Origin of the sequence: Shewanella insulae (assembly GCF_009831655.1) — a bacterium.
Classification (GTDB): domain Bacteria; phylum Pseudomonadota; class Gammaproteobacteria; order Enterobacterales; family Shewanellaceae; genus Shewanella; species Shewanella insulae.
Genome location: NZ_WRPA01000009.1, coordinates 110,237 through 132,710, shown reverse-complemented (window position 1 = coordinate 132,710; position 22,474 = coordinate 110,237). Strand labels below are relative to the sequence as shown.

Sequence of the window (22,474 nt, the reverse complement as noted above, 5' to 3'; positions counted from 1 at the left end):
CAAAATTTTTATAAAAGTTAGCAGAAGCTAAAAACAAGGGTACAACATGAAGAAGCAAAGCGGCTTTACGCTGATCGAGTTAGTGGTTGTGATCATCATCTTGGGGATTCTGGCCGTGACTGCAGCACCTAAGTTTATTAATTTACAGAGTGATGCGCGTGCATCCACGTTGGAAGGCTTAAAAGCTTCGTTGCAAGGTGCGAATACCTTGGTTTATTCCAAAGCCGCTATCCAAGGGCAGGATTCGAAGTCGGCTGGCACAGTGATTTTAGATGATAAGGGTGATAGTGATACTAGTAACGATGTGACTATCAATTCGGTATATGGTTACTTAAAACAAGCATCTGCCGATTTAGTTTTAGCATTGGATATCGACACAACTTCTTCTCAGCCTGAATGGACGATAGTCGATGCTCCGACAGTAACTACGACTTTATCTGGTGCAATTATTATTCATCCAGGTGAGAAAACACCATCTGATACGTCTAAATGTTGGGTAGAGTACAAGCAATCCGCATCTAAGGGTGCATTACCACAGTATAAAGTAGAAAAATCAGGTTGTTAATTAGGGTATGACAAAAATGAGTAATCAAAAGGGTTTTACATTAATCGAGTTGGTTGTGGTCATAATTATCTTAGGGATTTTAGCGGTGACTGCCGCACCTAAGTTTATTAACCTGCAGAGTGACGCTCGTAAATCAACTGTATCTGGATTAGAAGCGGCTATAAAAGGTGCCGATAGTCTGGTGCAATCTAAGTCATTGATTGCAGGCAACGAAACTCAGGCAAGCACCGCAACCCCAGCGCCAACAGTAACGGTGGATGCTGCCGGTACGACAGTGGCTTTAAATTATGGTCATGCCAAGGCTGTTTGGACCGGTAGCCTGGCCAATGCTTTAGATATTAATGCTGCGACTTCCGGTACAACGGCTGAATGGTTGTATGTTGAGGATGCGGATACGAACAGTATCTACTTCTATCCTCAGGGCCAAACTAGCCCTAAAGCAGCACAAGATGCAGGCACTTGTTACGTTCAGTACGTGAACGCATTAACTGCCTATGGCGCTATAACAGTAAATACAGTGGTTACGGGTTGTTAAACTCATATCCTCTCTAAAGGCCTGCAATGCAGGCCTTTTTTGTCTCTGACGAGAGACTAATTACTGAAATCGATGGCAATATTTGCCATACTCTGTAGGTTATTAGAAAGTTTAACGCTATCAGCGTGTTGCAGCTGGGGTGTCGATGAATAAACAACAAGGTTTTACCCTTGTAGAGCTGGTCACAACCATCATCTTGATTGCCATTCTTTCTGTGGTGGTCTTGCCGCGCTTCTTTACCGCCTCAAGCTACAGCGCCTACACATTGAGAGACGAACTGATTAGCGAGCTCAGGCGCGTGCAGCTGATGGCACTGAATAATCTGGATCGCTGCTACAAGGTGAGTGTGACGGCAACAAGTTATCGTGCCGATATCTATGGTACAGATTGCAGCAGCCTGATGGTCACTGGCAATGCCCAGTCGCTACCCAGGCAGACAAGCCTGAGCCTAGGGGGGGAGAATAGCTTTACCCTAGCATTCGATCGCGATGGTCGGGTGACGGGCAGCTGCGCTGCGGGCTGCACCATCAAGGTCGCCGCCGATGAAACCTTAGACCTCACCATAGAGAGCCAGGGGTATATTCATGGACGCTAGCAGAGCCACCTTACCAAAGCGCGCCTCAGGCTTTACCCTGATCGAATTGGTCGTGGGCATGATAGTGCTGGGCATCGCCTTGGTCATGCTCACTAGCATGCTGTTTCCCCAGGCGGACCGCGCCGCCGAGACCCTACACAGGGTACGCTCTGCCGAGCTGGCGCATTCCCTGCTCAACGAGATCTGGGGCAAGCGTTACGATCAGAACAGCAATCCCAATGGCGGCGTGCCCGCCTGTGGTGCGGCGGCCAGGCCAGATCTTGGCTTGCCCGCCGGACTTCCTTGCACCGACCAGGCTAACTTTGGTCCGGGCGGACTCGATCGCAACGCCTATCGTGACGTGGATGACTACCATGGCCTGACCCAGGCCAGCGAGATGCTCAACTCAGACCGCACCTATGCTAAGGAATATATTAACTACCAGCTATCGGTCAGTGTGACCTATCCCGGCAGCGACAAGAACAGCAAGCTGGTAGCGATCAATGTGACCACCCCCAGTGGCGAGGTGATCACCTATCATGGGCTGCGGAGTAACTACTGATGCGGCTGCAAACTAACAAGGGCTTCACCCTGGTGGAGATGGTGACCGTCATCATCATACTCGGCATCCTGGTGGTCGGGGTGAGCAGTTTCGTCATCTTGGGCACCCGCATCTTCGTCGAGTCCAGCTCAGTGGATCAGGTGCTGAGCCAGAGCCGTTTCGTGATTGAACGCATGACCCGCGAGCTGCGGAATGCCCTGCCAAATAGTATTCGAGTGGCCAGCCCCAGCGGCGCCCAATGCATAGAATTTCTGCCTATCACCGCTAGTGCCAGCTATATCAGTTTGCCGATAGCGCCAGAAGCAGCGGCCGATACCGGCAGCATCATGCTCCCGGCCCAGGGAATTAATCTGGCACACAAGATGGTGGTCTATCCGCTAGCGCCCGCTCAGCTCTACCAAGACAGCCCATCGACCAAACAGGGGCGTATCTTCGATGTTAAGCAGCTGAGCGGTAATCGGCTTGAGTTCGATAATGAGCTGCGCTTCGATGAGGCATCGCCTCAGAAGCGTTACTTCATGGTCAATGGCGCCGTGAGCTACTGCTTCTTAAGTAGCGGCGATATCAGACGTTACGACGGCTATGGGGTTCAGACAACCCAGCCGACACCCGCACAGATGGGGACGGGCGCCTTGATGGGCCAGCATGTGGTCAATAATCTCGGCAGCGAGGCGCCGATTCATTATACGCCGGGCACCCTAGTTAACAATGCCGTGGTTCAGCTGTCTCCCCATTTCGAGGTCAATGGCCAGACCTTTCAATATCAACATCAGGTGCAGGTGATCAATGTTCCCTAATCGAGTCAGGCAGCGAGGCAGCGCCCTAGTGATTGGCATCTTCATCATTACCGTGATGTTTCTGATGGCGGCCGCGCTGATCAATATCGTCAGCGATGCCGACGAGGGGGTAAACCTTGAGGTCTTGGCGACCCGCGCCTTCGCCGCGGCGAACAGCGGCGCCGATGCCGCCCTGGCGCAGCTGTTTCCCCTAAGTGGTACAGTGGTGGGCTGCGCTAGCGTCTCTGCCAGCTGGACGCCGCCGGATGTGGTGGGCTTTCATGGCTGTAGTGTGGTGTTAAGTTGCAACCAGACCACAGTGACGATTGGGAGTGACAGTGTAACCCAATACCTTATCGGCAGTGAGGCGACCTGCGCCGTGGGCAGTTGTGATGGCGACGCCTGTCTGCGCGTTAACCGTAAGGTGGAGGTCGAGGCCCGTGAATAGATTCCTGCTAACCCTGCTCGCTGGCTTGTTATACCTGGTATTCTCCACAGGCGTTTTCGCCGTACCTCAGTGTGATGCGATCTTTACCGACCCGCCAACCGGAAACCATAATCCCGGCTTGGTGCCACCCGATGATATTGGTCCCAGACTCGGTAACCTTAGTTGTTTTAAGGGCGCTTGCTCAGGGCACAGTCCAGAGTTTTCAGCCGGAGATTATGATTTTGCCACGGGGAGTTTTGGTAATCGCTCTGTGATAACCACTACGGGGAAAACGGCGCGCCTCTACTTCGACAACCTGTCGATGAATAATGCCAGCATCAATGCATCGGGTAAGGCCGAAAACCTGATCATCTATGTCAGGGGCGATCTCTCTGTGGCCGGACAGAACTATATCAACGGCATTCTCTATGTGGCCGGCACTGTGACCTTTACCGGCAATGCCTGGATAGATGGCGCCATCGCATCAGGGGGGAGCCTGAGTTTTGACGGCAATGGTGGAGCGGATGTCGACCTGGGTGCTGTGGATGATGCCGACTTCGGCGGCATGTGTGACAAGGGCGGTGTGAGTGTCGACCATTACCGGCTCGAATTTACCTCGGATGCGCTGAGCTGCGCCGCCAAAGACATATTGCTGCGGGCCTGCGTCAACGCCGACTGCTCGACTCAGGCGAGCGTCTCTTCGAGCGTGGAGCTGACCAAGGATGGCGTGAAATATGCCGATGTCGGCTTTACCGGCTCGGCTCAAACCCAGGTGTGGCACCCAGACGGCGGCAGCGTACGCCTTGGGCTTGGTGCCACGGCGCCAGCCGCGCCTTACCGATGCTATATCGACGGCGCCTTGGTGGATAATTTACAGTGTCTGCTCGACTTTGCCGACACGGGGTTCTATTTCGATGTGCCCGACAGCACCGCCTGTAAGACGGGCAGCAGCTTTAACCTGTTTGCCGTGACCAAGGATACTCAGACGCAGCAGTGTAAGCCCCTATTTGCTAACCAGACCAAGACGATTAGCTTCGGCTTCGATTATCTGCGTCCGGCAACGGTGAACAATCCGGCTAAGCTTACCCTGAACAGCCTGTTATCCCCGACCGGCTCGGTAGCTATCGATGGTGGCGGTACTCAGGCAATGCAGGTGCATTTCAACGGCGAGGGTGTGGCGAGCCTGTCGGCCAATTATCCCGAGGCGGGCGTGGTGACGCTTAGCGCCGAACATAGCCACACAGTTTCGCGTCCCGCCGGAGGCTCAGAGACGCTAGTGCTTTCCCATAGTGACAATTTTACCTCGGCACCTGCCGGTTTTCATTTTGCCAATGTCAGTGCCAATGGACGCTGTGATGCCGGCGATCCCTATGACGCAGGCTGTAAGGTGCTGGCCGCCGCGGGTGAACCCTTTAGCATGCAGGTGACTGCGGCCTGTTGGCAGAGCGATGAAGACAAAGATTTCAGTGGCAATACTGCGCTGCAAAACTTCGAGCATAATGGCCTGTCTGTGGTGTCACAGGTGGTGCAGCCCGATACCGGGGTAAACGGCGTGTTAGGCCGTGATAGCCTGTCGTTCTCGCTATCATCTGGCGTCAGCGCCCAGATCATCGATGATCAAAGCTGGAGCGAGGTGGGCACCATGCAGGTGGCGCTTGGCAGCGATGTCAGTTACGAGGGAGTAACCATCCCCGCCAGCCAGTCTAGCAGTGAGGTATTTGGCCGTTTCACGCCGGCCTACCTAAGCATTACAGGCAATACCCCTGAGGCGGTCCAGAGTTGCGGCACATTTACCTATCTGGATCAGCCCTTCGGTTTTAAAACGGGCGCCGAGCCAAGCATTCAGGTGGCAGGTTTCGACGCTCAAGGTAGGGTGACGACTAACTATCAGAACGGCGATTGGTGGCGTTATAAACACAGGGATGAGGCAGAGCGCAATCAGTGGTCTGAGCGCAGCTATCAGGATGGCACCAAGAAGGCAGTAATTGCCGACAGTCAGGCGCCGGCACACTCAGGCCAAGTCAATTATCGCGGCTCGCCCAATGTCGCTGAGTTGATAGGCGCCCAGCCGAGTTACCAGCGCACCCAGACGCCACAGGAACCCTTCGATGCCAAGTTTGATCTGGTTTTGTCGGCGCTGGACGTCAGCGATGAAGATGGCATCTGTTATCGCGACAGCGCCTCGGCCCCTTGCCGCGGATTTACCTTTAGCGATATCGGCGACGGTAAGGCTTTCGAGCTGCGCTATGGCCGCATGGTGCTGGAAAACGGCTATGGTCCTCAGTCCGAGAGCCTGCGACTGCCGCTACGCAGCGAATATGTTTCAAGCGCGACTGCTGGCGTGCCGGTCTGGACATTAAACGGCGACGACAATTGCTCGGTTTTTAATACCCAGACCTCCTTAGATGCTGGGGAGACGGCAACCTCTGGCCTGTATCGCGTCCTACCTTCGGGCTTCCCCGATCTGCAGGCCTATAGCGATAGCGGGCTGTCGCTGCGAAGTGGCGCCCTGGTGAATGGCGTCGGTAATCTTTACTTCGCCATCCCCAATCAGGCGGGTGAGCTGCCCCTCAAGCTGCATGTTGAACCTTGGCTCAAGGGATATTGGAACTATCCGGGGGATGCGGCCGATACCCTGTTTGACCCGAGGGCCAATGCCTATTTTGGCACCTATCGCGGACACGATAAGATCATCTATTGGCGGGAAGTGAAATAGCTGCTCTACCAATTGATGAGCGAGTGTTCACTTAGGCTGACACAAACCCCAATGATGAACAGATATTTATCTAAGGATCAGCATAATATCCTTGTGGAATGCGGGGGGCATTGATAAAGTTACCTGATTTTTATTTTTCCGACTCCACTGAGACAGGCTGGTTACATGTTCAAGAAGCTGCGTGGCATTTTTTCTAACGATCTATCGATCGATTTGGGTACGGCTAACACCTTAATTTACGTTCGCGAAGAGGGCATAGTGTTAAATGAGCCTTCGGTTGTTGCAATTCGGGGCGAACGCGGCAGCGGCGGCCAAAAATCGGTTGCCGCCGTGGGAACAGAAGCTAAGCAGATGCTGGGTCGTACGCCGGGCAACATTCAAGCCATTCGTCCAATGAAAGACGGCGTGATCGCCGACTTCTATGTGACCGAGAAGATGCTGCAGCACTTCATCAAACAGGTACACAACAACAGCGTATTCCGCCCAAGTCCACGCGTCTTGGTGTGTGTGCCTGTGGGAGCCACTCAGGTTGAGCGTCGTGCGATTCGTGAGTCGGCCATGGGCGCAGGTGCTCGTGAAGTCTATCTGATCGAAGAGCCTATGGCGGCCGCTATCGGTGCCGGTCTGCCTGTGTCGGAAGCAACGGGTTCTATGGTGGTGGATATCGGTGGTGGTACTACCGAGGTGGCCATCATCTCGCTAAACGGCGTGGTCTATTCCTCTTCTGTGCGTATCGGTGGTGACAAGTTTGACGATGCCATCATCAACTATGTGCGCCGCAACTATGGCAGCCTGATCGGTGAGGCCACGGCCGAGCGCATCAAGCACACCATAGGTACCGCCTATCCGGGTGACGAAGTGCTGGAGATCGAAGTGCGCGGTCGCAACTTAGCCGAAGGGGTACCACGTAGCTTTACCCTGAACAGCAACGAGATCTTAGAGGCGCTGCAAGAGCCGCTCTCTGGTATCGTCAGCGCCGTGATGGTGGCGCTGGAACAGTCTCCGCCAGAACTGGCCTCAGATATCTCTGAGCGCGGCATGGTACTGACCGGTGGTGGCGCCCTGTTGCGTGACCTCGACCGTCTGTTGATGCAAGAGACAGGCATCCCAGTGATGGTAGCAGACGATCCCCTGACCTGTGTGGCCCGTGGTGGTGGTAAGGCATTAGAGATGATCGACATGCATGGCGGCGATCTCTTCTCTGACGAAAACTAATTCGGCTCAAAGAAAATAGGCAGCTAGACTCTGGTTACACCCCTGGCGAGACACAGTAAATAATGCCTCGCCGCCCCGACACCTCTAGGTGGAAGGGGTAAAGCGGGTACCGGGTTCGCTGCCTTAAGTGTTTTATGAAACCTATTTTTGCCCGCGGTATTTCGAATCAATTCAGGCTCACATTGGCAATCGTTTTGTCGGTGATCTTACTGGTGGCCAACGATAGGCTGGAGCCGGTACGTCAATCTATCTCCTCTCTGCTCAGCCCCCTGCAATACGTGGCTAACATCCCCGGCGCCGTCCTGGATTGGTCGGCCGAGAGTATCGCCACCCGCAACATGCTGGCCAAGCAGAACAAGCAGCTGCTGCGGCAACAACTCTTGATGAGCGAGCGTCTGCAGCGTTTCGAGCATCTGAGACAGGAAAACGATCGTCTGCGCGCCCTATTGGGCTCTCCAGTGCACATGGACTCCAAGAAGATGGTGGCCGAGGTGATGGAGGTGGCCAGCGACCCCTTTCGTCACTATGTGGTGCTTAACCATGGCGCCCGTAGCGGTGTATTCGTCGGTCAGCCAGTGGTGGACGCCCACGGGGTAGTAGGTCAGGTGGTGGAGATCAGCGAGCTGACCAGTCGGGTGCTGCTGATCTCAGACGTGACTCATGCGATTCCGGTGCGGGTGACCCGTAACGATGTCCGCCTGGTGGTCCAGGGCATAGGTGAGCTCGATGAGCTCGAGCTGCGCCACGTGGCCAAGAGTACGGATCTCAGGGTCGGCGATCTCCTGGTTTCCTCCGGTCTGGGTAAGCGTTTCCCTGAAGGTTATCCCGTGGCGCGAGTCATGAAGGTCGAACGTGACGATGGCCAGAGCTATGCCACAGTCACTGCTCAACCCCTGGCGGCACTGGATCGTATCCGTTATCTGCTGTTGATCTGGCCCGACGGCAACCAGAGTGAGCAAGCCGAGCCGAAAGCCGACGAGCCGAAAGCGGAGGAGACGCCATGAGCATGCATATTCCCCACGGACGTTGGGTGGTCTGGCTAAGCTTCCTGTTGGCCATGTTATTTCAGATCATGCCGCTGCCCGGTCTGGTCGAGTCCTGGCGCCCTGACTGGCTGCTGCTAGTGATGATCTACTGGGCGATGGCGCTGCCGCATCGCTACAACATACTTTCTGCCTGGGTGCTGGGGGTGTTGCTGGATATCCTGTTGGGGGCCCATCTTGGCATTCGTGCACTCTCCATGTCGCTGGTGATCTATGTGGTGGTGCTGCATTTTCAGCGACTGCGTAACTTCCCCATGTGGCAACAGGCCCTGATGGTGGCCAGCCTGGTGTGTCTGCACCATCTGCTGGTGTTCTGGGTACAGTTTGTGGTGAACGTGGCCAGCTTCGATGTCAGCCTGTTCCTGCCGGCCCTGTCGAGCCTGATCATCTGGCCTTGGGTATTTTGGATGCTGAGACGCATTCGTCGTATTTATAAAGTGAGATAATGATGCAACTGGTATTAGCCTCTTCCTCTCCCCGTCGTCGCGAGCTGCTGGCGCAGGTCGGCCTGGGTCAACCCGGCTTTGGTTTCGAGGCGCTAGCCGCCGATATCGACGAGAGTCATAGGACGGGGGAGAGCGCAGAAGAATTTGTGGTGCGCCTGGCAATTGAGAAGGCTTGCGCAGGACTGACGCTCTGGGGACAGGCGGATGCCGTGGTGTTGGGCTCAGATACTATAGTTGTATTGGACGGCGAAATCTTAGGTAAGCCTAAGGATGAGCTGGACGCCAGGCGGATGCTTAGTGCGCTTTCAGGTAAGCGTCATAGCGTGATGACGGCGGTGGCAGTCACCGACGGCGAGCGAACCCTGTCTCGATTAGTTGAAACTAAAGTGCAATTTTGCGGCCTAACTGAACAAGATATCTTAGCCTATATTGGCACCGGCGAACCTATGGACAAGGCCGGCGCCTATGGCATTCAGGGCCTGGGCGGCTGCTTCGTCGAGGCCATAGATGGCAGCTATTCGGCGGTGGTGGGTCTGCCGCTGGTTGAGACGAGAGCGCTACTGAGCGAGATGCAGGTTTTATAATTTCGGGTTAGGGATTGGCTTTTCCAAGATTAGCGCTCGTCTTTGGGTCGTTAATGCTTCAATCATATTAAGTGAGTAATCATGAGTCACATAGTCAAAAACAGAGTACAGAAAAAGATTGGTTCTGAGTTATTGATCAATGTGACGCCTACCGAGGCGCGGGTGGCGCTGGTGGAATATGGCATCTTGCAAGAGGTGCATATCGAGCGCCGCATGAAGCGTGGCCTGGTGGGCAACATCTATAAGGGCAAGGTTAGCCGGGTGCTGCCAGGCATGCAGGCCGCCTTTGTCGATATCGGCCTGGATAAGGCCGCCTTCCTCCATGCCTCAGATATCGTACCCCATACCGAGTGTGTGGCCGATGTCGAGAAGGGCAACTTCGTCGTACGAGATATCGCCGAGCTGGTGCGTCAGGGTCAGGACATCATGGTGCAGGTGGTGAAAGATCCCCTGGGCACCAAGGGCGCACGGCTCACCACAGACATCACCTTACCCTCACGCTACCTGGTATTCATGCCGGGCTCCAGCCATGTGGGGGTATCACAGCGGATCGAGTCCGAAGAGGTGCGTGCCCGTCTCAAGGGGCTGACCGAGCCCTTCGTCGACGAAGATGGCGGCTTCATCATTCGCACCGCCGCCGAGAATGCCGGCGAGCAGGAGCTGATCCAGGATGCGGCCTTCCTGCGTCGGGTCTGGGCCAAGGTGTGCGAGCGTCGCAAGCGCCCGGGTGTCTCCCTGCTCTATCAAGATCTCGCCTTGCCTGTGCGTATCGTACGCGACTTTGTCGGTACCGAGCTGGATCAGATCCAGGTGGATTCCGGCCAGACCTACGAGGAGCTGCTGCAGTTTACTCAGGAATTTATGCCCGAGATCGCCGACAAGATAGAACACTACTCCGGCCGGGTGCCCATCTTCGATCTCTATGATGTAGAGAACGAGGTGCAGCGCGCCCTGGGGCGCAAGGTGGAGCTCAAATCTGGTGGCTACCTGATCATAGATCAGACCGAGGCCATGACTACGGTCGATATCAACACAGGCGCCTTCGTCGGCCATCGTAACCTGGAAGAGACCATATTCAACACCAACCTGGAGGCGACCCACGCCATCGCTCGCCAATTGCGCCTGCGTAATCTGGGGGGGATTATCATCATAGATTTCATCGACATGCTGAATGAAGACCATAAGAAGCGTGTGCTCAGCACCCTGGAGGCGGCATTGGCCACTGACAGGGTGAAGACCAACGTCAGCGGCTTCTCTGGGCTTGGCCTGGTGGAGATGACCCGTAAGCGTACCCGCGAGAGCCTGGAGCATGTGCTGTGCGGTGAGTGTCCGGCCTGTTACGGCACGGGGAGCCTGAAGACAGTCGAGACGGTTTCTTACGAGATCTTCCGCGAGATCATCCGTCTCAATCGTGGCTATGATGCCGACGAATTTCTGGTCTACTGCGCCCCGGCGGTCTATAACAGCCTTACCGGCGAGGAGAGTCATCTGGTGGCTGAACTCGGGGCCTACATAGGCAAGCATGTACGTCTGCAGAACGAGCCCATGTATGCGCAAAACAAATTCGATGTGGTGATAATGTAGTGTCTCGCCCATTTTGTCCTCGCACCTTTGGTCGCCTATGCTGGCAGATGATCGCCATCATAGTGGTGCTCTTTGCCTTGAGCGTCAGCCTGTTCAGAGGCCTGTTGCCTAAGCTGGATCAAGTTCGTCAAGAGCTGGTGAGTTATGTCTACCAGCAATATCAGGTGAAGGTTGAGGTGTCAGAGCTTACCGCCGAGTGGCAGGCCTTCGGCCCGGCAGTAACCATCAAGAATCTGGTCTTGCCCGTGCAGGAGAACCTGCCGGTTACCTTCATCATAGACAGTGTCCACCTCAAGCTGGATTTCTGGGACAGCCTGGTCTCGGCTTCACCTCAGATAGAAAATGTGATCTTCGAGGGCGTCAAGATAGCGCTGGATCTGGACCGCATCGGCTCGAGCGGTAACGGTGAGCCAAGTAGCGATACCCCTGTGGTAGAACAGAACACCGATTGGCTCTACGCCCTGATGCTGGAGCAGTTCGATCGGTTCGCCATCACAGATGTGACCATGCAGCTGATCAGCCGCTCCCACAAGTTCAGGCCCATCCATATCAAGGATCTGCGCTGGCGCAACCTAGGGGATCGCCACAGGGCCGAGGGGGCGTTGTTCCTCGACGAGCTGGCCTCAGAGGTCGAGCGTCTCTCCCTCTCTGTCGATATTCGTGGCGATGGCCATAGCCCTGAGTCCTTAACCGGTCAGCTCTATCTGGCGGCCAACTCACTGGACCTGGGTAAATGGGCCTCTCGTCAGGAAAACCCTTACGCCTCGGGCAAGAAGCTGCCACTAGAGGGGGTGGTGAACCTGCAGGCCTGGGCAGAGTTCTCCAACCGAGCCTTTACCGCCGCGACGGTCGCCTTCGAGCCAAGCTGGCTGCAGTGGCAGCTCAAGGGGGAGCAGCAAAAATTTGAGATCCAGGGTGGGCAGCTTAACTGGCAGCCTCAGATCTCGGGTTGGCAGTTGACCAGCTCAGATCTGGCCTTCGTCACTAATGAGCAGGCTTGGCCGGCGCTGCATGTCGGTGCACTCAAGCGTGACGATCGGCTAGTGGCTAACATTAATCAACTCGATGCCGATGTCTTGCTGCCTCTGTTGCCGCTGGTTCCCGGCATGGATCTCGAGGGCCTCTACCTGTGGCAGTCGATGGCGCCCAAGGGGACCATAGAGGGGCTCAAGCTGGGTTATGGAGAGCGGCAGGGTTTTGCCATGTCGGCGCAGCTAAAACAGTTTGCCTGGCAAGGCAGCGGCCAGATCCCAAGAGCAGAGGCGATCGACCTGCGGCTAGGCATGCAGGGTAGCGATCTCTATCTGTCTGCACCCGAGCAGCATTATCAATTGGATTTTAACGGCGGCTTCGAGGCGCCATTGTCGCTAGAGGGCGAGGCTTTTACCCTAAAATATGCCTTGGACGAGGCGGCGCTGATCGCCCCTAAGCTGCATTTCTATAATGGGGATCTAGACCTCGATGCGGCAATGAAACTTGACTTTGCAGATGAGGCCAGTCTCAACCTGCTGGCCGATGTGCAGGTGAAAAACGCCGCCAGGGCCAAGTACTATTTTCCCAAACACGCCATGTCCGAATCCCTGGTCGATTATCTCAGCGGCGCCATCAAGGCGGGGCAGAGCCAGGACGCCAAGGTGGTGTGGAATGGCCCCCTGAAGCATTTCCCCTATGATGACAATAGCGGCGTATTCCAGGCTGGCTTCTCATTGAATCAGGCCCGCTACAGGTTCCAGCCCGATTGGCCCGAGGTGACCGATCTGAGTCTAAATGCCCTGTTTGAGAATGCGGCTATGGATATCTGGGTGAATAAGGGGATGTTAATGGATGTTCCCGCCGACGGCGCCCATGTGGCCATCCCGCGCATGAGTCAACAGACCCTGCTGACGGTGAAGGCGGATCTTCGCACTCAGGGCGAGGCCGCCAAGCAGGTGCTGTTACGCTCGCCTCTAGCCGATACCGTTGGGGCCACCCTGGAGGTGGTGCAGGTACAGGGTGAGGTGTCGGGCAGGCTGGATCTCAGCATTCCTCTGTATCAAGGGGGGAAGGAGCAGATTCTGGGCCAGGTGAAGTTCGACGATACCCCTGTCTACATTAGCCAACCTGGGGTGCAGCTAGACGGCGTGACAGGTGAGGTCTACTTTGCCAACGAGGTGGTCACCGGCGAGAAGATAGCGGCGCGTCTGTTCGAGCAACCCGTGAGATTCACCTTCGACACAGGTAAGGTTAACCAGCATTATGGTCTGAATCTGGATATGCAGGGACAGTGGGCATTGACCTCACTGCCTGCGACACTGGATAACCCTCTCAAGGATTACTACAGCGGCGAACTGGATTGGCAGGGGGCCATGACGCTGATCTTCGATGAGCTGGGCTACCGTATCCAGGCCCAGGTGAAGAGTGACATGCAGGGCGTCGAGCTCAGCCTACCGGGTAAGTTTGCCAAGATGGCGGACAGCCGGCGAGCCCTCTCCTTCGAGCTGATCGGTGACAATAAGCAGTCCTCATTAGGGGCTAAGCTTGGGGATCAGATGGAGTTCTGGGGTGGCTTCGATGAGGAGTCGGGCGATCATCTGGCGCATTTCGATCTGTTGCTGGGGCGCCTGTTTAAGCCTGGCGATCAACTTAAGCGTCAGGCCGGCCATCTGCAGCTGGATATGCCCGCCACAGAATTTGCTCCCTGGCTACCCATCATCAAGGGATTCATGGGAGATGCCGCACTGGAATCCTCATTAGATGCCGCTATGCGGCAGGCCCTGGCCGAACAGACACCCGAGGCCCCGCTGATTCAAGGAGAATCCGAGCCGGAGAAGAGCAGCTTCTTCCCGCCACTCATCGCGGTCGATGGTCAGGTACGCCAGCTAGATCTCTATGGTCAGCCGCTGACCGAGTTGAGTCTGGACGCTCATCCGACGGAGCATGGCTGGCGCTTCGAGGGCAACGCCAACGAGTTTAGTGGTCGGGTGGACTTCTATCCCGACTGGTCGACCCAGGGCTTAAAGCTGGTGGCGAGCCGATTTAACTTTGCGCCCGAGAGCAAGGAGGGCGAAGAGTCAGAGGTTGCCAGCGACGAGGTGCTCGGCATACTGCCGCCGCTGGCGGTGGATGTGGATCAGTTCAGCTTCTACGGCAAGCCCCTGGGCCATCTGGTGTTGCAGGCGACGCCCAAGAATGGCGACTATCAGATTCAGACCATCGCCATCACCACCCCGGGGATCACCCTCAAGGGTAAGGGCGCCTGGTCCAACAGTGAGGGGCAGAACCTGACCGAGTTTCAGGTGGATCTCAAGGCCAAACAGTTCGATGAGGTCTCAGAGCGTCTGGGTATAGACCCAGGCCTCAAGGAGGCGCCGCTGGATCTGCAGGCCGAGCTGTCCTGGCAGGGGGCGCCCTATGGTTTCTCGCTGGAGACCCTCAATGGCCAGATCAGTTACAAGTTGGGCAAGGGCCACCTGTCTGAGGTGAGTGACAAGGGCGCGCGTATCTTCTCTCTCTTTAGCCTGGATTCCTTGCTGCGTAAGCTTTCACTGGATTTCTCCGACGTCTTCGGCAAGGGACTCTATTTTAACTCCTTTACCGGTACCCTTAAGCTGGATAACGGCGTGGTGAAGACCACGGACTCTGAGATGGATGCGGTTGCGGGCAACATGAGGGTGCGAGGCTATACCGACCTCACTACCGAGAGCCTCAACTACGACATACGTTTCGTGCCGCAACTGGCCTCCAGCGTACCTACAGTGGTGCTGCTCAGCACCGGCGGTTGGACCCTGGGCCTGGGCGCCTTCGCCCTGACCAAGGTGTTGGAGCCGGTGATCGAGGTGATATCTGAGATCCGCTTCAGGCTGACGGGCACCATGTCAGAGCCTAAGCTGGAGGAGCTGGAACGTAAGAGCAAGGAGATAGAGATCCCCGAATCTGTGTTGCCGCGTAAATCAGATCAAGTCCCTGGCACAGAAGCTAAGCCTGAAGGCGAACAGCCAGCGCAACAGCAGCAACAGCAGCAAGAACAGGAACCGTTGCAGCAGCCAGTATCAGCGACTCAGCCTGAGGGCGTCTCGGCGAATGAAGAGGTGACGTCATCTGGCGTAGAGATCCCTAAGCCGGCGGTCGTCGCCATGCCTGAGTTTAAGGAGACGCCCACCGGGCAGCAGGCGCCAGCGGAACAAAAAATTGAGACGCCGCCACAGCAAGAATCACAGGAAAAGCCTGTGAACATGGAGTCAAGCGATGCAGATCAGCCTATTACAATGTCAGAGTGGTCGCGACGTCGAGGAGAACCTCGGCTTTATTCGCGAGCAGCTTGATGCCCTAGCGGGTGGCGAGCGCCCCCATCTGGTGGTGCTGCCCGAGTGTTGCCTGCTATTTGGTGGTCACGAGCGCCAACAGCTGGCCTATGCCGGAGACGATGCAAGTAGCGACCTCAAGCGGGAACTGGCCGGACTGGCGAAACAATATGGTATCTATCTGGTGGCGGGCACCATCCCTATCCTGGCCGATGAGGGACGGGTGTTTAGCCGCAGCTATCTGTTTAACGACAAGGGTGAGACCCTAGGCCATTACGATAAGCTGCATTTGTTCGATGTGGATGTGGACGATGGTACTAAGTCTTACCGGGAGAGCGATACCTTTTGCCCCGGTGAGGCGGTAACCGTTGTCGATACGCCTTTCGGTAAGGTCGGGATGGCGATATGCTATGACCTTAGGTTTGCCGATCTGTTTCGCGCCATGCGCTTGCAGGGAGCGGAGATCATCGCCTTGCCCGCGGCCTTTACCCGGGTAACGGGGCGGGCTCACTGGCTACCTCTGCTACAGGCCAGGGCGATAGAGACCCAGTGTTTCGTGTTGGCGGCGGCCCAGTGGGGCGAGCACAACCAGGGCAAGCGTGAGACCTGGGGACACTCCTGCATCATCGACCCCTGGGGAGAGGTGAAGGCGATCAAGCCCGAAGGCTGTGGCTGGTTGTCGGCAGAAATAAACCTTAAGGCCATTGAAGGGATACGTCGCAACATCCCTGTGGTCGAGCACAATCGTTTCGAGCTACCCAAATTAAAGAGACTATAAAATCGCGTCTTCATGCAGGCGCCATAGAGAGAAAATTAATGCCATTTTTAACCCAAGTAGAACAGAGCCTCTTGCAAGACGGATTGTCGCTAGATCAGTTGCAAGGCTATATCAATAGCATTCATCAGCATCAGGTGGACTTTTCCGATCTCTATTTTCAGGGCAGTCGCCACGAGTCTTGGGTGTTAGAAGATGGCATAGTCAAGGAAGGTAGCTTCCATATCGAGCGCGGTGTGGGCGTGCGTGCCATCAGTGGCGAGAAGACAGGTTTCGCCTATGCCGACGAGATCAATCCCGTAGCATTGAGTGCGGCGGTCGAGGCGGCTCGCGGCATCTCGGCGGCGGGCAATAGCGGTCGTGTTCAGGCCTGGAAACAACAGAAGGTAGCGCCTCTGTATCAAAGCGCCGATCCTATCGCCGCCATGGAAGAGGTGAAGAAGATAGAATTGCTCAAGCAGGCCGACGCCTATGTGCGTAGCCTGGATGCGCGCATCATACAGGTGGTGATCAGCCTGTCTGGCGTGCACGAAGAGATCTTAGTCGCGGCCAGCGACGGCACCCTGGCGGCGGATATTCGCCCCCTGGTACGTTTCAACTGTAGCGTGGTGCTGGAACAGGACGGCAAGCGTGAACGCGGTGCCAGCGGTGGCGGTGGACGCCATGACTATCAAGTGTTCTTCGAGCCGGGCGAAGATGGTCTGCCTAGCTGTTTCGCCTTTGCCCGCGAAGCCGTGCGTCAGGCATCGGTCAATCTAACTGCCATAGATGCACCGGCCGGTGAGATGCCCGTGGTACTGGGCGCGGGTTGGCCCGGTGTCCTGCTGCATGAGGCCGTGGGCCATGGCCTGGAAGGCGACTTTAACCGTAAGGGCAGCAGCGCCTTTAGCGGCCTGGTGGGCCAGCAGGTGGCCTCTAGCCTGGTGACTGTGGTGGACGATGGCACTCTGGAAAATCGCCGCGGCTCGCTCAGCATAGACGATGAGGGTGTACCGACCCAGAAGACAGTGCTTATTCAGGACGGCATCCTCAAGGGCTATATGCAAGACAAGCTCAATGGGCGTCTGATGGGCCAGGCCTCAACCGGTAACGGTCGCCGCGAGTCTTATGCTCATCTGCCGATGCCGCGCATGACCAACACCTATATGGAAGCCGGCGACAGCTCGCCGGCCGATATCATCAAGTCGGTGGACAAGGGGATCTATGCGCCTAACTTCGGTGGCGGTCAGGTCGATATCACCTCGGGCAAGTTTGTGTTCTCGGCATCTGAGGCATACCTCATCGAGAAGGGCGAGATCACCCAGGCGATCAAGGGCGCGACCCTGATAGGTAATGGTCCCGAGGCCATGGGGCAGATCTCCATGGTGGGTAATGATCTGGCGCTCGATAAGGGCGTCGGTGTCTGTGGCAAAGATGGTCAAAGTGTGCCCGTGGGCGTGGGCCAGCCTAGCCTGAAACTCGATCGCCTGACGGTCGGGGGCACGGCTTAATTCAGTCGTTACTCGCGCCTCTGGCATAGTCGTTAGAGGCGGGGACAGGTGGTAACAGGAGAGAGCTTAGGAAAGGCTGCCGACTGCTTGTGAAGCAGCTTGTCAACAAGGCCTGCTTCTCAACGCCCCCATAGGGTGTTAACATTTGCCAAGGAAATAGAGTTTTAGCTCTAGAGGTGTCGATGAGATATTCACATATTATTTGGCTGTCGCTGTTAGCCCTGGCGGGGAATGCTGCCCAGGCGAAAGAGCTCGCCTTTGGCGATGCCTGGCAGCAGCTGTTACAGGTCAGCGACAAGTTGCAGGCCAGTCAGCAGGAGGTTAACCGGGCCCAGGCCGAGCAGGCTGCCGGGGAGGACCTCAACCTGCCTTCGCTATCGATTAATGGTAGCTACACACGCTTAGAGAAACCCTTGGAGCTTGATCTGAGGGATCTTAACCCCTTAGCCAGTCTCGATCCCGCTACCTTGCCGCCGGCGCTGGGTGGCGCCCTGGGCGCCATTCCCGGGTCGCTGTTTGTCACTCCTTTTACCGAGCAGGATATCTTCCGCTCCAGCCTGCAGGCCATGTGGCCCATCTATACCGGCGGTCGTATCAGCGCCGCCCAGGGGATCCATGAGGCTCAGGTAGCCGAGAAGGAGCAGCAGCATCAGTTGTCTACCCGGGATCTCTTTGTCCAACTGGTGGACAGATACTATGGGGTGGCGGTGAGCCATGCCCTGATGGCGACCCGAGGTCAGCTGGTGGATGCCCTCACCGAGCATGCCGAGCATGCGGTCAAACTGGAGCAGCAGGGACAGATCGCCAAGGTTGAGCGCCTCAACGCCCAGGTGGCCCTGGAAAATGCCCGGGTGGATTATGCCAGTGCCAAGCGCCAGCTGGAGATGAGTCAGATAGCCCTGTCACGCATGCTGCATCAGAGCGACGTCGATACCGCCTCTAAGCTGTTTCTCCTCGATAATCCGCCTTCTCTCGGTCAGCTCAGTCAGCTGACCCTGACTAGCCATCCGGCGCTCAAGCTGTTGGAGGCCAAGGAGATCCAGGCCAACGGCCTTATCGATGTGGAGAAGGGCAGTTATTACCCCACCGTCTTTCTTTACGGCAACTACACATTGTATGAAGACGATACCCTGCTGGCCAAGATGGAGCCCGACTGGATGGTCGGCGTCGGGGTGAAGATCCCGCTGATCAGTCGCGATGGTCGCAGCGGTAAGGTCGAGGCCGCCCGCAGCGCCCTGTTGCAGGCCCGCTACACCAAGGCGCAGACCCAGCAGGATCTCAGCCTGCTACTGGATCAGAGCTATCGTCAGCTACAACAGGCCAGGGAGGAGACTGAGTCCCTCGACCTGTCGCTGTCGCTTGCCAGAGAAAACAAACGCCTGCGGGATCTCGCCTTCAGCCAGGGGCTATCGACCTCTATCGAGAAGGTGGACGCCGAACTCAAGCTGAGCGGTGTGCAGACCCAGCAGTTGGCGGCCCAGTACCGCTATGTACAGGCCTACGCCAGATTGATGGCCATCAGTGGCCAGTTAGATGAATTTATCGGTCGTTCACGCACCGCCCAGGAGAGAGCTGATGCGCACTAACAGAATCCTAGCCATTGTCGCCCTAATCGCCTTGGTGGCCATCCTGGCCTACGGCTTGAAACTGGCCCATACGCCCAAAGCCGAGCGATTGCAGGGACAGATAGAGGCCAGAGAGTACAACATCTCCTCTAAGGTGCCAGGGCGTGTGGCGCAGGTTATGGTGCGCCGCGGCGATCAGGTGGCCGAAGGCGATCTCCTGTTTGCCATCGACAGCCCTGAGCTCAACGCTAAGCTGATGCAGGCCCAGGGGGGCCGAGATGCTGCCAAGGCGATGCAGCAGGAGGCGGATAACGGCGCCCGTAAGCAGCAGGTGGCGGCATCAAAGGAGCAATGGTTAAAGGCGAAGGCGGCGGCTACCCTGGCCGAGACTACTTACAAGCGGGTGGAAGCCCTGTTTAGCGAAGGAGTGCTTGCCCGTCAGAAACGCGACGAGGCCTTTACCCAGTGGCAGGCGGCCAAGTACACCCAGCAGGCGGCTTATGCCATGTATCAGATGGCCGAAGAGGGCGCCCGAGAAGAGACCAAGGCGGCAGCCGAGGGCAATGCCCGCATGGCCGAGGGGGCGGTAAAAGAGGTCAGCGCGATTCTTGCCGACAGCCAGATGCGCTCGCCCAAGTCCGGTGAGGTCAGCGAGGTGTTGCTGCAGCCCGGCGAGCTGGCGCCTAGCGGCTTTCCTGTGGTGAGCGTGATCGACATGCAAGATGCCTGGGCCGTGTTTCAGGTACGAGAAGATCAGCTTAAGGGCTTTAAGCAGGGCGATACCCTAGAGGTGGATATTCCGGCGCTCGGTGAGCGTTATCCCTTCAAGGTGACCCACATTAGCGTCATGGGCCATTTCGCCACTTGGCGCTCCACCGAGAGTGGCCACGATTTCGACATGCGCACCTTCGAGATGGAGCTGAGGCCAGTGGCGCCCATCGCCGACTTGCGGGTGGGTATGACAACTCTGCTGGTGCTTTAAGCCTTGGCTTCCATGAAGCAACTTATTAAACGCGAGTTGATTGCCTTGTGGCATGACCCCTGGCAGCTCGCCTTGGTAAGCTATATTCCCCTGGTAGGGATATTCGGCTTGTGGTGGCTCTTTAGTGCAGGACTGCCACGACAATTACCCGTAGCCATTGTCGATCAGGATCAGAGCCAGATTAGCCGCATGTTGGTGAGACAGCTACAAGCGAACTCTGTTATTAGCCCCATCCATTATCAAGACATTAACCAAGCCAAAGACTCCATGGAAAGGGCGAAGACCTATGCGCTGGTGGTGTTGCCATTTCAGCTCAATCGCGATCTACTGACAGGGCATCAACCGACCATAGACATACGCTACAACAGCCAATATCTGCTGGTGGGGAAATTATTGTCGAGTCAGATCCAGCTCAGTCTGGCGGACGGCCTCAGACACAAGGCCTTGCTGAAACAGCTGGCGGCGGGTGTGCCAATGGCACAGGCCGAAGTTAACCTGAATCTGGTGAAGACCCAGGTAAGCGCTCTGTACAACGCCAACAGTAACTATGTGGTGTTTTTATTGCCGCCGATACTGCTTGCCTTGGGGCAGCTATTGGCGATGTTGGTGTTTGCCAACTCACTTAATCGAGAGTTAAGACTAAACACCCTCCAAGAGTGGTTTAGCTTGGGTACGCGACGGGTATTGTGGGCCAAGATATTGGTCTATACCCCGCTTATCGTGTTACAGGGGCGCCTGATTTTAACCCTGTTATATCAATATTTGGGACTGCCATTGGCGGGAACCTTTGGACAGCTATTGCTAGCGCAGATTGTCATGCTGTTGGCGGTGTGGCTACTGGTGTTGACTATCTTCTTCCTGTTGCAAGATCCGGCCAGGGTGATCAGTTTCTGTACCGCACTGTTTGCGCCAGCCTTTCCCTTTATGGGGATCACCTTTCCGACTCAGGAGATGCCGCAGTTGGCGCAGTGGTGGCGAGTGCTCATGCCGTCGAGTCATTATATAGATACCCATGTCGGTGTGGTCAGCTATGGACAGGGTTTTGCGGTCTTTGCCCAGCAGGTGACCAGCTACGCAGGCTTCTTAGTCCTGATCCCTGTGATAGTCTTGTTGGCTCGCAGGGTGAAGCAGGCCAATATGTCGCAGGCCGGTGGCCAGCCTTCAACTGAGGCGCCCTAGTATGGATTTTTGGTCTCTGATGTGGGCAGATTTTAAAGCGATCGTGACCGACAAGGCGATCGCCATCACCCTGTTTGGCGGCGTACTGTTTTATTCGGTGCTGTATCCGCTCCCCTATCTGCATGAAGTGCCGACGAAGCAGCAGATAGTGGTCGTCGATGGCGATCATTCCAGTCTCAGCCGCCAACTGATCAGGCATGCCGATGCCAGCCCTAAGTTGGCCGTGGTCGGCGAGCTGGCCAATATTAGCCAGGCCGAGACCTGGGTCGCCTCGGGGAAGGCCCATGGTTATTTGGTGATTCCGGAAGGCTTTCGGCGCGATCTGATACGCCAAAGAGGAGTCACCTTAGCCTATGGCGGCGATGCCAACTACTTCTTGATCTATTCTGCCGTGGTCGAAGGCCTGATGTCGGTAGGAATCGATGCCGGCAGGTATGTACAGTTTAATGGCCTGCTGGCCAGAGGCAGTTCGGCCAAGCAGGTGAAGCATGATCTTGAGCCGATTAAGCTCAACAGTGTGCCCGCCTTCAACCCCAGCCTGGGCTATACCCCCTATGTGGTGCCCGGTGTCCTGCTGTTGGTGCTGCATCAGACGCTGCTTATCGGAGCGGGTATCCTGGGGGCGGGTCAATGGGGGAGAGAGGGCTACTGGCAGCGAGCATCTACCATGCAGCTTATTTTCGCGCGGGTGAGCGTCTTCAGCATCATCTATAGCCTATTCACCTGCTTCTATGTCGGCTTTTGTAACTATTGGTACGGGGTCAGCGTTCAGGGAATACTGTCGCAGGTGGTGTTGTTTCTGGTGCCCTTTATTCTTTGTACGGCAGTCGCCGGGGTGGCCTTTAGTTGCTTGTTTACCAGGCGGGATTTACCGACTCAGGTACTCTTGCTGATCTCCATGCCGATCCTGTTTGTCTCGGGCTTTATCTGGCCGCTAGAGCTGATTCCTGCCGCGCTTATCTGGTTGGCGCAGGCTGTGCCGGCTGTTCCAGCGATTCAAGGCATGTTGCAGTTAAACCAGATGGGGGCCAGCTGGGTCGGCGTTGTCGGCTTCTGGTGGCACCTGTGGGCTCTCGCCCTGGTTTATTTGTTGCTCGCCTATCTTGGCGTCAGGTATCGTCTGAATAGATAGTAAAAAGCCCGCTAATTAGAGCGGGCTTTTTATGGTGTGGCGCA

General features: G+C 56.3%; 19 protein-coding genes. All 19 read left to right on the top strand.

What is annotated here, in order from left to right:
• Positions 1-46 precede the first annotated feature (46 nt).
• Positions 47-565: a prepilin-type N-terminal cleavage/methylation domain-containing protein gene (locus tag GNT65_RS11395; RefSeq protein WP_160796302.1), complete on the top strand. Its 519-nt coding sequence runs from the start codon at positions 47-49 to the stop codon at positions 563-565.
• A gap of 16 nt (positions 566-581) precedes the next feature.
• Positions 582-1,100: a prepilin-type N-terminal cleavage/methylation domain-containing protein gene (locus GNT65_RS11390; protein ID WP_160796300.1), complete on the top strand. Its 519-nt coding sequence runs from the start codon at positions 582-584 to the stop codon at positions 1,098-1,100.
• A gap of 145 nt (positions 1,101-1,245) precedes the next feature.
• Positions 1,246-1,695, top strand: a complete 450-nt coding sequence (locus GNT65_RS11385) for a type II secretion system protein (RefSeq protein ID WP_160796298.1) — start codon at positions 1,246-1,248, stop codon at positions 1,693-1,695.
• The gene (locus GNT65_RS11380) at positions 1,685-2,236 is read left to right on the top strand and encodes a type IV pilus modification PilV family protein (RefSeq protein WP_160796296.1); all 552 of its coding nucleotides are present in this window, start codon (positions 1,685-1,687) and stop codon (positions 2,234-2,236) included. The genes GNT65_RS11385 and GNT65_RS11380 overlap by 11 nt, the downstream gene beginning before the upstream one ends.
• Positions 2,236-3,033 (top strand): PilW family protein, encoded by a 798-nt coding sequence (locus GNT65_RS11375; protein WP_160796294.1) that lies wholly within the window; start codon positions 2,236-2,238, stop codon positions 3,031-3,033. The genes GNT65_RS11380 and GNT65_RS11375 overlap by 1 nt, the downstream gene beginning before the upstream one ends.
• A complete protein-coding gene (locus GNT65_RS11370) occupies positions 3,023-3,460 on the top strand; it encodes an MSHA biogenesis protein MshP (RefSeq protein ID WP_160796292.1) in 438 nt (145 codons plus the stop codon). The genes GNT65_RS11375 and GNT65_RS11370 overlap by 11 nt, the downstream gene beginning before the upstream one ends.
• A complete protein-coding gene (locus GNT65_RS11365) occupies positions 3,453-6,155 on the top strand; it encodes a DUF6701 domain-containing protein (RefSeq protein WP_160796290.1) in 2,703 nt (900 codons plus the stop codon). Before GNT65_RS11370 ends, GNT65_RS11365 begins: the two co-directional genes overlap by 8 nt.
• A gap of 165 nt (positions 6,156-6,320) precedes the next feature.
• Positions 6,321-7,370: a rod shape-determining protein gene (locus GNT65_RS11360; protein ID WP_011864209.1), complete on the top strand. Its 1,050-nt coding sequence runs from the start codon at positions 6,321-6,323 to the stop codon at positions 7,368-7,370.
• A gap of 134 nt (positions 7,371-7,504) precedes the next feature.
• On the top strand, positions 7,505-8,374 hold the full coding sequence (mreC, locus tag GNT65_RS11355; protein ID WP_160796288.1) for a rod shape-determining protein MreC: 870 nt from the start codon (positions 7,505-7,507) through the stop codon (positions 8,372-8,374).
• Positions 8,371-8,859, top strand: coding sequence for a rod shape-determining protein MreD (mreD, locus tag GNT65_RS11350; protein ID WP_160796286.1), 489 nt, complete (start codon positions 8,371-8,373; stop codon positions 8,857-8,859). The genes mreC and mreD overlap by 4 nt, the downstream gene beginning before the upstream one ends.
• A 2-nt stretch (positions 8,860-8,861) precedes the next feature.
• Positions 8,862-9,443, top strand: coding sequence for a Maf family protein (locus GNT65_RS11345; protein ID WP_276508667.1), 582 nt, complete (start codon positions 8,862-8,864; stop codon positions 9,441-9,443).
• 81 nt (positions 9,444-9,524) lie between these two features.
• Positions 9,525-11,027, top strand: coding sequence for a ribonuclease G (rng, locus tag GNT65_RS11340; protein ID WP_160796284.1), 1,503 nt, complete (start codon positions 9,525-9,527; stop codon positions 11,025-11,027).
• On the top strand, positions 11,027-15,328 hold the full coding sequence (locus tag GNT65_RS11335) for a YhdP family protein (RefSeq protein ID WP_160796282.1): 4,302 nt from the start codon (positions 11,027-11,029) through the stop codon (positions 15,326-15,328). Before rng ends, GNT65_RS11335 begins: the two co-directional genes overlap by 1 nt.
• The gene (locus tag GNT65_RS11330; RefSeq protein ID WP_160796280.1) at positions 15,252-16,085 is read left to right on the top strand and encodes a carbon-nitrogen hydrolase family protein; all 834 of its coding nucleotides are present in this window, start codon (positions 15,252-15,254) and stop codon (positions 16,083-16,085) included. Before GNT65_RS11335 ends, GNT65_RS11330 begins: the two co-directional genes overlap by 77 nt.
• 38 nt (positions 16,086-16,123) lie before the next feature.
• Positions 16,124-17,572 carry a metalloprotease TldD gene (gene tldD, locus GNT65_RS11325; RefSeq protein ID WP_160796278.1) on the top strand — a complete coding sequence of 483 codons (1,449 nt, stop codon included), beginning with the start codon at positions 16,124-16,126 and terminating at the stop codon, positions 17,570-17,572.
• Between the two features lie 182 nt (positions 17,573-17,754).
• Positions 17,755-19,158 carry a TolC family protein gene (locus GNT65_RS11320; RefSeq protein WP_160796276.1) on the top strand — a complete coding sequence of 468 codons (1,404 nt, stop codon included), beginning with the start codon at positions 17,755-17,757 and terminating at the stop codon, positions 19,156-19,158.
• On the top strand, positions 19,148-20,119 hold the full coding sequence (locus GNT65_RS11315) for an HlyD family secretion protein (protein ID WP_160796274.1): 972 nt from the start codon (positions 19,148-19,150) through the stop codon (positions 20,117-20,119). The genes GNT65_RS11320 and GNT65_RS11315 overlap by 11 nt, the downstream gene beginning before the upstream one ends.
• Before the next feature lie 12 nt (positions 20,120-20,131).
• Entirely contained in the window at positions 20,132-21,298 is a 1,167-nt protein-coding gene (locus GNT65_RS11310; protein WP_160796272.1) for an ABC transporter permease, read from the top strand.
• A gap of 1 nt (position 21,299) precedes the next feature.
• On the top strand, positions 21,300-22,430 hold the full coding sequence (locus GNT65_RS11305; protein ID WP_160796270.1) for an ABC transporter permease: 1,131 nt from the start codon (positions 21,300-21,302) through the stop codon (positions 22,428-22,430).
• Positions 22,431-22,474 lie beyond the last annotated feature (44 nt).